This window comes from Microbacterium paraoxydans, assembly GCF_020524545.1.
Taxonomy (GTDB): Bacteria; Actinomycetota; Actinomycetes; order Actinomycetales; family Microbacteriaceae; genus Microbacterium; species Microbacterium paraoxydans_C.
The window spans coordinates 46,987-61,933 of sequence record NZ_JAIVLG010000007.1; the positions used below are offsets into that span (position 1 = coordinate 46,987).

Consider the following 14,947-nt stretch of genomic DNA (forward strand, 5'->3'; position numbering starts at 1 on the left):
GCGGCCCGTCACCTCGGGGAGAGGGAATCGAAGAATCTCCGTCGCACGGCGGTGACGTCCGTGTTCTCCCTCGTGGGGTGCACGCGGTTGAGGAGCAGCACTCCGAAGTCCCCCGTCTGCGGGACCACGGTGAACGCCGTCCCCGTGAAGCCGGTATGCCCGACTGCATCGGCAGCACCCATCCACGACCGTTGACGCACGCGCAAGCCCAGGGCCTGCTCGAATCCCTCAGCACGCACTGACGGGGCTGTGAGAAGGCGCACCGATGCGGGCGAGAGCACACGCCGTCGTGGACCGCAGCCGTCCTCGCGGATCATGCATGCCAGCGCTGCGACGTCGTGGACGGTACCGAACAGCCCGGCATGACCTGCGGGCCGACCGAGTGCCGCAGCGAGCTCATCGTGCACCTCGGCGCGGACGAGGCCACGGTGGGGCTGGATCTCCGTGGCGACGCTGCGAAGCGGGTCGGGCTCCCACGTGAGGGATTCGGCGCCGAGCAGCGTCGCGACCTCGGCGACGAGCTGTGCGAGCGGACGGCCGGACACCCTCTCGAGCAGGGTGCTCACGGCGATGAACCCCACATCGGAGTAGCGGTGCTCGGCGCCCGGCGCGGAGACGAGCGCGGTGGACAGCACTGCATCGCGCAACGCGTCGCCGCGTAGTCCTGAGCGCCAGAGCCGACCTTCAGCGGGGAGGCCGGAGGTGTGCAGGAGCAACTGCCGCAGCGTGATCGTCTCGGATCCCGGACCGAAACCGATCGACAGCGTCCGAGAGCACGGTTCGTCGAGGTCCAGGACCCCGGAATCGACCAGGCGCAGTGCGGTCACCGTCGTGAACACCTTGGTGACCGAGGCGAGGTCGAACAGACTCGCCTCGGTCACGGGCGCCGGGTCGTCGCCGGACAGCGTGCCGAGCAGCTCGAGCGCATCGACACCCGAGCTGCTCCGCAGCGCGGCCCAGGCCGAACCCGGGGCGCCGTTCACCATCGAGGGATCACTTGCTCATGCCGGACGTGAGGCCGCTGATGATCTGCTTCGTCGCGAGCAGGAAGAGCACGACCAAGGGGATCGTCGCGATCGTCAGTCCGGCGAAGAGCTGTGGCCAGTCGGTCGAGTACTCGCCGAAGAACCGGGTGAGCCCCACGGGAAGAGTGTACGAATCACGATCGCGCAACAGGATCAGCGGGTAGAAGAAGTCGTTCCACACCGGCACGAAACGGAAGACGATGACCGTGGCCAGCGCGGGGCGGACCAGCGGAAGCAGGATCTGCACGAAGGTGCGGAACGGACCAGCCCCGTCGATGCGTGCCGCTTCCTCGAGCTCGATCGGCAGCGCGCGGAAGAACACCGTGAGGACGAACGTCGTGAACGGGATGCCGAGAGCCCCGTAGACCAGGATCAGGCTGAAGACGTTGCTGGTCATCCTCAACGAGTCGAGGAGATAGAACAGCGGCAGGATCGCGAGGTGCACCGGGAGCATGAGCCCCGAGAGGAAAACGGCCTCGATGCCCCGGAAGAACTTCGCGCGCGCACGGGCGAACGCATAGGCTGCGAGCACCGAGACGACAGTGGTCACGATGACCGAGCCCACCGTGACGGTGATCGAGTTGACGAAGTACGTGTCGAAGGACGCCGTGATCCACGCGCTCTGGAAGCTCGTGAACGTGGGCGGCACCGGGAGTCCCAGCGGCTCGGTAGCGATCTGCTGCTGCGTGCGCAGCGAGTTGTTCACCATGAGCAGCAGCGGCCCGATGGCGATCAGCGCGTAGCCCCACAGGAAGATGTTCGCGAAGAGCCGTCCGATGAAAGGCGTGTCGGAGGTGCGCTGCGACCGCCGACGCGGGGCTGAGGGACGCCCTGCGACGATCGCCTCGGTGGTGGGTTCAGGACGGGTGTCGATGACGGTGCTCATCAGAACAGCTTTCGTTCGGCGCGACGCATGGTCGAGGTGATGACGACCGAGATGACCATGATGAAGATGAACAGGACGGTCGCGAGCGCGGAGGAGACGCCGATCGAGTTCGGATTGCCCGACTCGAAGGCGGTGCGGTAGAAGAGCAGCATCATCACGTCGGTGGACCCCGCGGGGGCGCCGTTCGAGCCGGCCAACGCGAACGGGATCGCCATCGCCTCCATGCTCCCGATGAAGGTGAGCACGGTGATAATGCCGATCGTCGGGGTGAGCATCGGCAGGGTGATGTAGCGGAAGCGTTTCCCGGCCGTGGCACCGTCGAGAGAGGCCGCCTCTTCGATCTCCTCCGGGATGCCGCCCAAGGCCGCGCCGTAGAGCAGGATCGGGAAGCCGATCCACTGCCAGGCACTCACGAGAACGATGACCCAGATCGCCAACTGGGGATCACCGAGCCACGGCAGGGCGAGACTCTCAAGTCCCACGCCTCGGAGGATGGCGTTGACCGGCCCGAACAGCGGCGACAGCATGAGCGACCACAGGTAGCCGATGACCATGGGGCTGACCAGGTAGGGCAGGGCGAAGATCGTCTGGAAGAACCGCTTGGTGCGCTTGCGCCGGTGCAGCAGCGTCGCGATGCCGAGGCCGAGAGAGTTCTGGAAGACGAGGGCGCCGACGAACAGCAGCAGGTTGTGGCCGAAGGCGTTCCACAGCTCTGACGCATAGGGCTCCGTCGTGAGGAGCGTGATGTAGTTGCCGACACCAGCGAAGCCGCCCTGTCGGGTTCCCTGCCAGTCGAAGAAGGAGTAGCTGAGGGCCGCGAGCATCGGATAGAGGATCAGCACCGCGAACAACACCGCGGCCGGGAGCACGAAGAGCGCTGCGGTGGGTGTTGTCAGGGCGATACCCGTGCGGGTGCGGCGAGTCGACTTCTGGCGTCGGAGGGGGAGGGTCAGAGCCATGGGGGGAGTGTCCTTCGCTCTGTGGTGGGGGCGCCGGGTGACGCCCCCACCACGGGGGGATCAGGAAGCGGGCGTGAACCAGGTCGAGACGCCGGACTGCAGATCGCTACCGAGCTGCTCGGGCGTCTTGTCACCGAGGAACATCGCCTGGATGTCCGGTCCGAGCACGGCCGTACCGGTGGGGTCGCCGTAGCGGAAGTTCACGAGCAGCAGGTAAGGCGCCGGGTTGGCGGTGTACTGCTCGTTCATCTCCTGCATCAGCGGGTCGGAGTACGTCACGCCGGGGAGCGCCGAGAACTGGTCGACCTCGTCGGCGACGAGCTGACCGAACTCCTCGGTGGTCATCCAGTTGAGCAGCTCCGTGGCGGCCTCCTGGTTGTCGCTGGAGGCGTTGATGCCGAAGCTGCCGTCGGCGTAGCCGGGCGTCACGGCGTGATCGAGCGCGCTGTCCGGTGCCGGCGGGACCTCATAGACACCCCACTCGGTGTCGGGTGCCGAGTTCTGGAAGGTCGGAAGGTCGAACGAGCCACCGGGCCACTGCGCCGCCTGGCCCGAGGTGAACTGCAGCACCGCGTCGGCGACGGCGATCGCGTTGACGTTCTTGTCGAGGTACTTCTGCATGTCCTTGACGATCTGCAGGGAGGACACGTACGCCGGGTCCGTGAAGTCGACCTCGCCGCTGAGCACCTTCTCCTCGAAGTCCGCACCCCCGTAGTGGGCCGAGCCGACGATGTCGTGGAACATCGGGAGCACCCAATCCTCGCGGGCGCCGAGGGCCATGGGGGTGATCCCCTCGTCGAGGAGCGTCTCCTGCAGGTCGATGAACTCGTCCCAGTCGGTCGGCTCCTCGAGACCCTTCTCGTCGAAGAGGGTCTTGTTGTAGAACATCTGCATGGTCTGGTACGCGAAGGGGACGCCGTAGGTCTTTCCATCGTCCTTGCCCTGCGCGGCACGAAGAACCGTCGGATCGAACTGGTCCAGGCCGTCGACGATGTCGTCGATCGGCACGATCTGCTCGGACTGGATCGCCGGCTGCACCCCGCCGTAGGCGCGGAGCATGGCGATGTCGGGACCGTCGCTGCCTTCGAGCCCGGTGGCGAGGATCTGGTTGTACTCGGTGGGCTGGAAACCCTCGAACTCCACCGTCACCCCGGGGTGCGATTCCTCGTACACGTCGAACACGGCCTCCCACTTGGGAGAGGACGACGCCTGCCAGGACCAGATCTTGAGCGTGACGTCGTCGCCCCCGCCGTCCGCGCCGGAGGATGCCGGAGCACAGCCGGCCACGGCGAGTCCCGAGGCGAGAACGGCCGCGGTGAGCGCATAGCGCGTCGATTTGTGTCGCATGAGGTTCCTCTCGAATGGTGTGAGAGCCGCTCGTGAGGGCGGCTCCCCTGCTGGGAACAGAGGAGCATCGGGCCGTGTCGGTATCGAGCGGGCACGGTGGACACCTCTGTCGTTCGGCGGATCGTGCACAAGCCCGACGCGCATTAGCCACTCTGGACAATAATTTTCACAAGCGCAAGCCTCGTCGAAAAAATGTTTTCAACACGAAACACCCCTGACATCACCCTCGATGCCGTGGCCGAGCACCCCAACCGCTGACGCCTGTCGAGAGGGCCGAACACGAGAAAGGGCCGCACCTCCCCGGGAGGTGCGGCCCTTTCGACTCAGAACGTCAGCCGATGAACGCGGCGAGATCCTTCTCGAGCGCGGGCTTCGGCTTGGCGCCGATGATGGTCGTCTTGACCTCGCCGCCCTGGAAGACCTTCATCGCCGGGATCGACGTGATCTGGTACTTCATAGCCAGCTGGGGGTTCTCATCGACGTTGAGCTTGAGGATGGTGATCTTGTCGGGGTTGTCCGCCTGGATCGCGTCCAGGACCGGCGCGACCATACGACACGGTCCGCACCACTCGGCCCAGAAGTCCACCAGCACGGGACCGTCGGCCTGCAGAACGTCCTGCTCCCAGGTCGCCTGGCTCGTAGCCTTTGCACTCATCAGAGTTCTCCTTGATTCGAGGTTCGCCTGCTACAACAGCCGACGAGGGGAAAGTGTTCCCGGACTACGCCGAGGCGGTGAGGACCTCGGCGGCTTCCGCAGCCGGGACCTCGACGGATGCGTCCTCGAGGTCTGCGAGGAAGTGCTCCGCGTCAAGGGCCGCGACCGTTCCCGTACCGGCAGCGGTGATGGCCTGACGGTACGTGGGGTCGATGACGTCGCCCGCGGCGAACACCCCGGGCACCGAGGTCTTCGACGAGCGGCCGTCGACCCAGATCGTGCCCTCGGGCGTCAACTCGAGCTTGTCGTGCACGAGGTGCGTGCGCGGGTCGTTGCCGATCGCGATGAACAGGCCGTCGATGGGCAGGTCGCGCAGCGTGCCGTCGACCGTGGAGCGCAGCTGCACACCACTGACCGAGTCTCCGCCGAGGACCTCGACGACTTCGCTGTTCCACACGAACTCGATCTTCTCGTTCGCGAACGCGCGCTCCTGCATGATCTTCGAGGCGCGCAGCGTGTCCTTGCGGTGGATGACGTAGACCTTCTCCGCGAAACGCGTGAGGAAGGTCGCCTCCTCCATCGCCGAGTCGCCGCCGCCGACGACCGCGATCGTCTTCTCGCGGAAGAAGAAGCCGTCGCACGTGGCGCACCAGGAGACGCCGTAACCGGACAGGCGCTCTTCGCCCTCGATGTGGAGCTTGCGATACGCCGAACCCGTCGCATAGATCACGGACTGGGCCTCGTGCTCGACACCGCTTCCGAGGATGACCTTCTTGACCGGCCCGTCGAGCTGCAGCTCGGTGACGTCGTCGTAGACGACCTCGGTGCCGAACTTCTCCGCCTGCTCCTGGAACTTCGCCATCAGTTCCGGACCCTGGATGCCCTCGGGGAACCCGGGATAGTTCTCGACCTCGGTGGTGTTCATCAGCTCGCCGCCGACCTCCACCGAGCTCGCGATGAGCAGAGGCTTGAGGTTCGCTCGGGCCGCGTAGATGGCAGCCGTGAATCCGGCGGGGCCGGAGCCGATGATGATGACCTGACGCATGTGCTCTCCGTCTTAGAAACTGCAGTCGAATGACCTTCGAGTGCTTCAACCCATGGTAACCGCGAGGCATTCCCCCGCCAGTGTGGTGCGGGTCGATCAGCGTCCGGGGAGGAACCTGCGGACCAGACCGCCGGCAGCCTTGAGCTCCGGGGCGCGCATCGCGGCGAGGATGGCGACGTAGACCACGATCACCGTGAGGCCGATGAGAGCGGTAGCGAAGACGCCCGCGATCACGCTCGACGTGGCCCAGCCGTCCGTGCCGCCCAGCAGCACGAACGTGCCCCACCCGGCGAGGCCGGCGGGGATGCCCGCGATCCCGAAACGGAAGATCGCCGTCACCCACGAGCGGACGTGCAGCCCGCCGATCTTTCGATGCAGCAACCACGTGGCGATGATCATCTGGAGGGTGCTCGCGAGCGACTGCCCGAGTGCGACAGCGGCGGCGAGAGACGTCAGCGGGATGACGCCCGCCTCCCGCAGCCCCAGGGCGATGAGGGCGGTGCCCACGATGAGGGCGCACTGGATGATCGTGAACCAGAACGGCGTGCGCGTGTCGTCGTAGGCGTAGAAGGTGCGCTGCACGATGAACAGGATCGTCAACGGGATGAGGCCGAACAGGTATGCGATCAGCACCAGAGCGGCTGCCTGTGCGTCAGCGGCCGACTCGGTGAAGACGCGGGATGCAGGTATCGACGCGGCAGCGACCGCCGCCGTGGCCGCCACGATGAAGAAGAGCAGCGTGCGGATGCTTTTCGCGATGTCCGCGCGGACGTCTTCGTGGCGCCCGGCCGCGGCGTGGCCACTGATCTGGGTGAAGTAGGGGGTACCGATCGACAGCACGATCACCGAGTACGGGAGCATGAAGATCAACCAGGCATTGGCGGTCACCGTCGCGGATGCACCGAGTCCCGCGACCTCGCTGACGATGTATCCCTGCAGCACCCCCGCGGAAAGGCTCGCGAAGGCCATCAGGAAGGTCCACCCGGCGAGGCGCCCGACATTGCCCAGACCCACGCCGCGCCAGCGGAAGTCGGGCTTCAGGGCGAGTCCCGTTCGTCGCCAGAACACCAGCAGCACGACGGCCTGAAGCGCGATACCGAGGGTGGCTGTGCCACCGAGCAGGGTGATCATCGACGGCGTCCAGTCGGCCGCCTTCGTGGACACCGGACCGAACAACGCGCCGAGGGCGATGAAGCCGGCGATCGAGACGATGTTGTTGATGACGGGGGCCCACGTGAACGGACCGAAGATCTTGCGTGCGTTGAGAGCTTCGCCCAGCATGGCGTACAGGCCGTAGAGGAGGATCTGCGGGAGGCACCAGTAGGCGAGCGCCGTGGCGAGGGCGAGTGTGGCCGCGTTGGCCTTGCCCGCGACGAGATGCACGAGCCACGGCGCGGCTGCGGTCGCGATTGCGGTCACCACCACCAGGACGACGGTGCCCAGAGTGAAGAGCTTCGAGATGAACGCATTGCCACCGTCGGCATCGGCGGTTGCCTTGACGATCTGCGGCACGATGACCGCGGTGAGCACCCCGACCGAGATCAGGGAGAAAACGCTGTTGGGCAGCTGGTTCGCGTAGGTGAACGCGTCCGCAGCCTCGGACGCCACCGACCCGATCACGCCGACGAGCACGATGCTGCGCAGCAGTCCCGTGACGCGGGAGACCATGGTGCCTGCTCCGATGATGGCGCTCGCGCGTCCGAGACTAGTCACGCTTCTCCTCGGCCACCGTTGCCACGGCATCGTCTTCTTCCACCGCTGTCTCACGGCGCTTGCGGCGGATCGTGCGGATCACGCCGAGAGCGATCAGAAGGACTGCGAGTCCTCCGAAGATCACGAGGCCGATCGTCTCCCACTCGGCACGGACCGCGACACGGATCGTCTGATCCCCTTGGATCTGCACACCCGTTGGGCTGTAGAGGCTGAGGCGCAGATCGACCTCGCCGCTGCCCACCCGTGCCGACACCGGAACCTTCACGCGCGTCGTCGAGTTCGGCTGCACGACCGTCTCGGTCATGGGTTTGACGTCGAGACGCGGGTCGGTGGGCGAGACGAACAACTGCACCGTGACCGGCCACGGCAGGTCGTTGCGGACCGCGATCGGGAGGTCGGCGTTGGCCGCGAGCAGCTGGATCGTGCTGGAGGGCGGGATGTTCACGGCGTCCAGCGTCGCCCGCGTCTGCGCCTGATGATCGGCGACGCTCTCGGTGAACGCGCTCGCCGAGGCCCCCACGGCCAGCGTGCGGAGGATCCTGATGCGCTCCGGACTCAGCAGCACCTGGGGGTCTTCGAGGATGGAAGAGAAGGCAGTGAGCCTCCCCTCGTCGGCAAGGAGCGTCCCCACGGCGGCGGAGCGGGTGGCGTCGGGTTCGGCGGTCACGGTCGCGGCGACCGGTGGTGTCGCGCGGAGTGAGGAAAGCGTGAATCCGAGGGAGTCCGCCGCCGAGATCGCATCGCGGAGGGCGTCCGCGCTGCGAGTCTCGTCCCGGTCCAGACCGATGAGCAGAGGAGCGCCGGCCGAGCGGGCCTGAGCGAACTGGAGACGCGCAGTCGCCTCCGCGAGGAGACGCTGGCGGTCGACGGTGCTTTCCTCCGCGGCGACGTCCGACAGCACCTCGGAGGTGGCCGTGTCGGTGACGAGGAGGTCGTACCCCGCCGCCGTCGCGTGGGCGGCGTTCCGTCCGCCGACGGCCGCTGACGACACGATCGTGGTCGTCCCCTCTCCGAGGTACCCCGTGAACGCGGTGAGGTCGGCCGCCGTGACGTCATCCTGCGGCCAGAGCAGCCGCGGCAGAGCGCCCTCGACCGCGGTGAGCTCCTCATCCCTCGGGAGGGCGGTGGACTCCGCGGCATCAGGAGTCGGGCCGGGCGTCGCAGCCGGGCCGTCCGTGGGGGTGGGCGTCTCCGGGGCCTGGGGGAAGTTCGCGTCGTCCAGGAAGGGGGCGAAGGTCATCGGCTGCAGCAGCTCGGGCAGGCCTGCCTGCGCCTGCGCGGCGGCATCCGCATCCCCGAACTGCAACGCGAACCGCGCGTTCGGAAGCCCGTCGAGCCGCGTGAGCCAGTCCTGTGCGCTCTCGGGTGCGGCCGTGCCGAGCGCCCGGATCGCGGCGATGACGGACGGGTCGATCGCGATCACGGCCGTCGTGCCCGCGAGGCCGTCGAGCTGCGCGGTCAGAGCGCCGTCGGTATCGGTGAGGGCCGCGAGCTCCTCGGCGGTCAGCAGCGATCCTCCCTCGGGCGTCGCGGTGAGCGGAACGATGACGCCGATCTGCGTCGTCTGCGAGTCCGCCACGACCAGCACGGTCGTCGCCGTCGTGTCGACTTCGGCCCCCGCGTCTTCGCCACCGGCCGTTGCGCCGGTGAGTTCCGCGCGTAGCGGGTACACGCCGGGGGCGAGGTCGCCGAGCGTGTCTTCGGGGACGAAGATCGTGGTCGTCCCCGAGTCGCCGGCATCGATCGGATCGGTCTCGTCGACTCCGATCGGGGTGAACTCTCCCGCAGCCTCGCCTTCGTCGAGCCAGCTCGTCACCGCCGCATCATCGGCCAGTGGCGTGCGGTTGAGCTCGACCTCGACCTGTCCGGAGCCGAGCCTCTCGTCGGTGCCGTTGTCGAGGGTGAGCAGTGCAGAGGTCGATGACCCCGGTGCGACGAGTCCGCGCATGCCTGCGGAGACGTGCAGTTCGACGGCCTGATCGTCGTCCTTGGGTGTCTGGTCCGCAGCGAACGCCGCGCCCGGTACGCCCAGGACGCACGTGCCCATTGCGATCGCGAAAACCGCGGTCCTGCCTGCGAGCCGATGCAGGCGCGCACGGAGGCCGGTTCCAGGGGTGATCGCGGTCATGGAGGTCTTCCTCGAGCGCCGGAGAGAGGCTGCTCGTGAGTACTGACCTCCTGATTCTAGGAGGCTCTACGAAGGAGAACCCTGAACACGCGTAGAGTGACGGCCGTGTCCGACACCCTCGCACCCGTCCCCGACCCACTCCGCAGCGCCGCTCTCGCGGCGGACCTCGATGCTGCAGACCTCCGTTCCGAGCCGCTTCGGCGACTCTGGGGAGAGGAAGCGGACGATGCCCTGGCGCGCGGGATGCGGGAGCCGATCCTGCGCGCGATCGATGGTGACACCGGCGCGCTCGCCACCCTCGGACGCCTCTTCGTGCTCGGGTTGCCCCAGCCGCTGGTGCCAGTGGCCGCGGCGCTACCGCGCCTCGGGGTGGATGGACTCGTCGCCCTCCGACTCGCGACGGCAGACGCCGACACCGTGACGCCGAGGGCGCTGCTGCGACCGCAGTCGTTCGTCGATGCGGACGGGGTCGGTGAGTGGTGGATCGCGAGCGACCTCGATGAGGTGGCTCTGGAGGGGGCGCTCCCGGATGATCACGTTCTCGGCGTCGGGGGCGCGTCCCGCACCCTCGCCGAGACCATCGTGCCGATCGAGGTCGATCGTGCCCTCGACCTCGGCACAGGCTGCGGCATTCAGGCGCTCCTGGTCGCCCGCCGGGCGGGCACTGTCGTGGCGACCGACATCTCGGCGCGCGCACTCGCGTACGCCGAACTCAACGCCCGCCTCAACGGGGTCGCCAACATCGAGTTCCGCCAGGGCAGCATGTTCGAGCCGGTCGCGGGGGAGGCGTTCGACCTGATCGTCTCCAATCCGCCGTTCGTCATCACGCCACGCGTCGACGGCGTCCCCGCGTACGAGTACCGCGACGGCGGCCTGATCGGTGATGCACTGGTCGAGCAGTTCGTTCGCACGGCCCCTGCCTTCCTGACGGAGAACGGAATCGTCCAGCTGCTGGGCAACTGGGAGTCCCGTTCGGGTGTCGGGGGCCTCGCCCGCCTCGCGGCCTGGGTGCCGGCCGACCTCGACCTCTGGGTGATCGAGCGCGAGGAGCTCTCACCGCTCGGGTATGCCGAGCTGTGGATCCGTGACGGCGGCACCACTCCGCGTGATCCCGACTTCACCCCGCTGCTCACGGCGTGGCTCGACGACTTCGCCGCCCGCGGCGTGACCTCGATCGGCTTCGGGTACGTCCTGATGCGGCGGGGCTCATCCGGGGTCCCACTGCGGCGCACCGAGAAGATCGGACAGCACGTCTCGAACGTCGGCGCCGCACTGGCGACGGGGCTCGCCGCCCATGACGTGCTCACCCGGGGCATGCCGGCGACCCTGGTGGTGGCCGCCGATGTCACCGAGGCGCGGCACCTCCTCCCGGGAAACGACGACCCGAGCGTGATCGAGTTGCGTCAGGGCGGGGGATTCAGCCGCACGATCGCGGTGGATCCCGCGCTCGCCGGTTTCGTGGGAGCCTGCGACGGCGAGCTGGCCGTGGGGCAGATCGTCGCTGCGCTGGCGGACCTGTTCGAGGTGCCGTTGGCGGACCTGTGGGCAGAGCTCGAGCCCCGCATCCGTGACCTCGTGCTGGACGGCATCCTGATGCCGGGGGAATAGTCCCCCGATACATGCGTTGGAATAGATCATGAAGGCTTTCGGATTCCTCTCTTTCGGTCACTACGCCGACGTCCCCGGATCGGCGACCCGCACGGCGGGTGACATGCTCAAGCAGACGATCGAGATCGCCGAAGGCGCCGACGAGATCGGGGTGAACGGCGCCTCGGTGCGTGTGCATCACTGGGCACGCCAGGCTGCGTCCCCGATGCCGCTGCTCTCCGCGATGGCAGCGCGGACGAAGCGCATCGAGGTCGGCACCGGGGTGATCGACATGCGGTACGAGAACCCGTTCCAGTTCGCCGAGGAGGCGGCCGCGCTCGATCTGATCGCCGACGGACGCATCGCACTCGGAGTGAGTCGAGGCTCACCCGAGACGGCGCTGCGCGGTTACGAGACCTTCGGCTACGTCGACGAGGAGGACACGGAGCGCGGCAGCGTGCTGGCGCGCGAGAAGTTCGACCTCTTCCTGCGGGCGATCGACGGCGAGGGCCTCGCCCCCGGCGACCCCAGGATGGTGGGAGCCGGTCGGTATCTGCAGATCGAACCGCAGTCGCCGACCCTCCGGGATCACATCTGGTGGGGTTCGGGCTCCCGTTCGACTGCGGTGGAGACCGGGCGCAAGGGACTCAACATGATGAGCTCGACTCTCGTGACCGAGGCGACGGGCCAGCCGTTCCACGAGTTGCAGCGGGAGCAGATCGAGTTGTTCCGATCGGCCTACAAGGAAGCCGGTCACACCGGTCGACCGCGGGTCTCCGTCAGCCGCAGCGTGTTCCCGCTCGTGTCCGACATGGATCGGGCCTACTTCGGGCTGCGCAGCGAGGAGAACGCGGACCAGATCGGCGTGATCGACGGATTCCGCTCGACCTTCGGGAAGACGTATGCCGCCGAGCCGGACGTGCTCATCGCACAGCTGAAGCAGGACGAGGCGGTGATGGCCGCCGACACCCTGCTGCTCACGATCCCCAACCAGCTCGGGCCGGAGTACAACCTGCACGTGCTGGAAGCGTTCGCGACGCACGTGGCGCCTGCGCTCGGGTGGCGGCCGAACACCGACGGACCGGTACAGGGCGACCCGGTCTGACCGCTGGCTCCTGTTGGCCTGGCTCGGCGAGAAACGGGTCCGTTCTGCAGCAAAGCCTTCTGCTGCGCAAGCTTGCGCTCTTCCTTCGCTGCAGCGACCTTCTGTCAGAAGTCGCCACGGGGCGACTGTCCGTCGGGGAGGTGGAAGCAGGGCGAGTACGAGTGGATCTCAATCGTGGATTGTTCGGCGTCGCCACCAGCCAGGTATCCGTCTTGATTGGGACCGTCAAGGATCACCAGCGGAGCCCCTTGCGCCGATTCTTCTCTTCGAGCTGTCCACCCGTCTCGACCGGCGTAGTCGCTGTGGATGTCGTTGATGATTTCGGTTACGTCGGCATCCTGAGTCAGAGTGACGATGGTGCCGCCCGCCCACATGTAGTTGCGGTCGCCGTCGCAGCTGAGGAGCGTGCCTGTCGCATTCTGATCTACCGATACGACCAGCTCTTCGGGCGCGTGGGTGGTGATCTCCAACTCGCCCGCTTGTGCGATGGCCTTTGCTTCCTCAACAGTCAAGGTGTCCTCGGGCGGCGTCGGGGCGCATCCAGCGAGTCCGATCAGCGTCGCTGCTGCAAAGATCAGGACAGGAACGCGGGGCATTCTCATTGCAGGACCTTCAAGACGTCCCAGAGCACGCGGCGATTGTCGGGTTTGTCGGTGGCGATGAGGTTGTGGTTGTCCATGGCTGTGGTCGATGCGGGGATGGTGGGGGCGGGGTCCATGGGAGGCATCCCCGTGTATGGGCCTGTCCCGGAGTAGAGGGGGAGGTCGAAGTCGCCCTCGCGTGTGTAGATCGTGGAGTCGAATGCAGGGTCGGCATCGGGGTTGCGTCCGTCCCAGACGAGGCCGAGGTCTTGACCCATGCTGAGGATGTCGGTGTACGAGTAGTGCGCGTACTCGGTCCCAGGGTTCGGATGCCACGTTTCTGGCATCCCAGCGCCGGCCAGCGAAACGACGTTGTCGAAGTTTGCTCCGGCGATTTCGGATGAGGTGATCGCGGCCAGGCCCCAGGAGTGACCGATGCCGTTGTAGTCGGCGTCAGTCGGGCCAGTTGCGGCGCGCAGCTCTGCTTGGAAGCTCGCGACTTGTTCGCCCTTGCCGAGCGTGTAGTCCTCGTCATCGGCTTCGCCGATGCGTGTCAGGTCGGCACCGCCGGTCGTGGGGTTCTCGCCCGGGAACGAGCCGACTTTCCACACGAATGTGACGATGCTCGGGTCTCGATCGTGCAGCCATTCGCCGACCTGTTGTACGCCGCCGTCGTAGAAGCTCAACGCGCTGGTGTACGTGCCGGGAACGTACGTGTTGATCTCGGTTGTCTCGGGAGTGATCTCGCCGATCATCTCGATGATGCTGTCCGTCTGGTGGTCGTAGTAGTATAGACCGAACTTCCCATCGACGGCATCGCTGAGATAGCTGCGCTCCGCTCTCAGCTTGGCGATTTCGTCGTCGGTGAGCGGACGGTACGGATCGGGTTGGGCCCCGAGTACTCGGTCGATCCGCCGGATGCGTGCTTTCGCGTTGAGCTTGTTCGCCGCGACCCGCGCCCACGGCGGAAGACCGGCGAGTCCGCCCAGCAGAAGCGGGCCTGCGACGATCAACGCGTGCTGTTGGTCGCCGGTGAGTGCCGCCCAGATCCGAGCGACCAGGTTCGGGTCGTCCATGGCAGCGAGGGCGTCCGCGGTGATCGATGAGGTGTCGTCCGCCCACACATCGACCATCGCGGATATTCCGCGTGGGCTGACATCCCAGTCAGCTGAAAGCGTCGAGAACAGCGGTACTCGGCGCAGCCGGGCCTCGGTCGCGGCATCCAACTCCTGGCGCTCCCGCCCGAGTCGGCGATAGGCGTCACGGGCTACCGTGAACTCGTCAATCGCACTCTGCCATGCAGTGGTGTCGATCCACACCGGATCCGTCCCCGCACCGGACGGGACCGTGAGTCCGACCGCGCGCACCTCGTCCCAATCCAACGACCAGCCCAGCAGAGACTCTTGCACCGGCCCGAGCGCTTCCGAACGGCGTGTCCAGATCGCCGCCCACGCGCTCACGCAGTCGTCATGTACGAGCTTGGCCCGGCGGGTCAGGTCCTCCACCCCGTCCGCGTACTCCACCATGATCTGCGTGACTTCTTCGTCTGCGTCACCCAGCTCGGTGTACTTGCCGTAAAGGGAAACGATCCCTGGGCGGATAGCATCCACACTGACCGCGATCGTGCCCGTCAACGCATTGGACGCGGCATACATGTCGGCCGCATCGTCACGCGCCGTCTGCGCTCTCACACGAAAGAGTCCCGTGAAATCGTGAATCGCGTCCACGCTTCCTGCCCCGGGGTTCTCGCCCAGATCAGGCATCGCCGTGGTCAAGGGGCATCCCCGAGGTCAGCGTCCAACTGGTCGAAACCTGCACTGATCGAGGCCAGCCGCGTCGCGACAGCAGCTGACGCGTGCCCCAAGGACGACGAGATGTCCGATGCCATCCCATCCACCAGTCCCAGTGCCGAATCG

Annotated in this window: 12 protein-coding genes; 2 read left to right on the plus strand and 10 right to left on the minus strand. The window is 66.9% G+C overall.

Features of this window, described 5'->3' with window-relative positions; all coding sequences use genetic code 11:
- Positions 1-8: 8 nt before the first annotated feature.
- The 8 genes from LC041_RS14920 to LC041_RS14955 all read right to left on the minus strand — a co-directional run bounded on the left by LC041_RS14920 (position 9) and on the right by LC041_RS14955 (position 9,758).
- A complete protein-coding gene (locus tag LC041_RS14920; protein ID WP_226533884.1) occupies positions 9-986 on the minus strand; it encodes a serine hydrolase domain-containing protein in 978 nt (325 codons plus the stop codon).
- 7 nt (positions 987-993) lie between these two features.
- On the minus strand, positions 994-1,911 hold the full coding sequence (locus tag LC041_RS14925) for a carbohydrate ABC transporter permease (RefSeq protein WP_226533885.1): 918 nt from the start codon (positions 1,909-1,911) through the stop codon (positions 994-996).
- Complete coding sequence (locus LC041_RS14930; RefSeq protein ID WP_226533886.1) at positions 1,911-2,870, minus strand: carbohydrate ABC transporter permease; 960 nt, start codon at positions 2,868-2,870, stop codon at positions 1,911-1,913. Before LC041_RS14930 ends, LC041_RS14925 begins: the two co-directional genes overlap by 1 nt.
- A gap of 60 nt (positions 2,871-2,930) precedes the next feature.
- Positions 2,931-4,217: an ABC transporter substrate-binding protein gene (locus LC041_RS14935; RefSeq protein ID WP_226533887.1), complete on the minus strand. Its 1,287-nt coding sequence runs from the start codon at positions 4,215-4,217 to the stop codon at positions 2,931-2,933.
- A gap of 331 nt (positions 4,218-4,548) precedes the next feature.
- A complete protein-coding gene (trxA, locus tag LC041_RS14940; RefSeq protein ID WP_047522319.1) occupies positions 4,549-4,872 on the minus strand; it encodes a thioredoxin in 324 nt (107 codons plus the stop codon).
- A gap of 64 nt (positions 4,873-4,936) precedes the next feature.
- Positions 4,937-5,917 carry a thioredoxin-disulfide reductase gene (gene trxB / locus LC041_RS14945; protein ID WP_226533888.1) on the minus strand — a complete coding sequence of 327 codons (981 nt, stop codon included), beginning with the start codon at positions 5,915-5,917 and terminating at the stop codon, positions 4,937-4,939.
- 96 nt (positions 5,918-6,013) lie between these two features.
- A complete protein-coding gene (gene murJ, locus LC041_RS14950) occupies positions 6,014-7,630 on the minus strand; it encodes a murein biosynthesis integral membrane protein MurJ (protein ID WP_226533889.1) in 1,617 nt (538 codons plus the stop codon).
- A complete protein-coding gene (locus tag LC041_RS14955) occupies positions 7,623-9,758 on the minus strand; it encodes a DUF6049 family protein (RefSeq protein WP_226533890.1) in 2,136 nt (711 codons plus the stop codon). The genes murJ and LC041_RS14955 overlap by 8 nt, the downstream gene beginning before the upstream one ends.
- Before the next feature lie 96 nt (positions 9,759-9,854).
- Here LC041_RS14955 and LC041_RS14960 point away from each other — a divergent pair, with 96 nt between their 5' ends.
- Complete coding sequence (locus tag LC041_RS14960) at positions 9,855-11,366, plus strand: DUF7059 domain-containing protein (protein ID WP_226533891.1); 1,512 nt, start codon at positions 9,855-9,857, stop codon at positions 11,364-11,366.
- Positions 11,367-11,394: 28 nt separating this feature from the next.
- Entirely contained in the window at positions 11,395-12,450 is a 1,056-nt protein-coding gene (locus LC041_RS14965; RefSeq protein ID WP_131491663.1) for an LLM class flavin-dependent oxidoreductase, read from the plus strand.
- Between the two features lie 104 nt (positions 12,451-12,554).
- On the opposite strand, the gene LC041_RS14970 is transcribed toward LC041_RS14965, so the two are convergent.
- Both LC041_RS14970 and LC041_RS14975 read right to left on the minus strand, forming a co-directional pair.
- A complete protein-coding gene (locus tag LC041_RS14970; protein ID WP_226533892.1) occupies positions 12,555-13,052 on the minus strand; it encodes a hypothetical protein in 498 nt (165 codons plus the stop codon).
- Complete coding sequence (locus LC041_RS14975; RefSeq protein ID WP_226533893.1) at positions 13,049-14,722, minus strand: hypothetical protein; 1,674 nt, start codon at positions 14,720-14,722, stop codon at positions 13,049-13,051. Before LC041_RS14975 ends, LC041_RS14970 begins: the two co-directional genes overlap by 4 nt.
- Positions 14,723-14,947 lie beyond the last annotated feature (225 nt).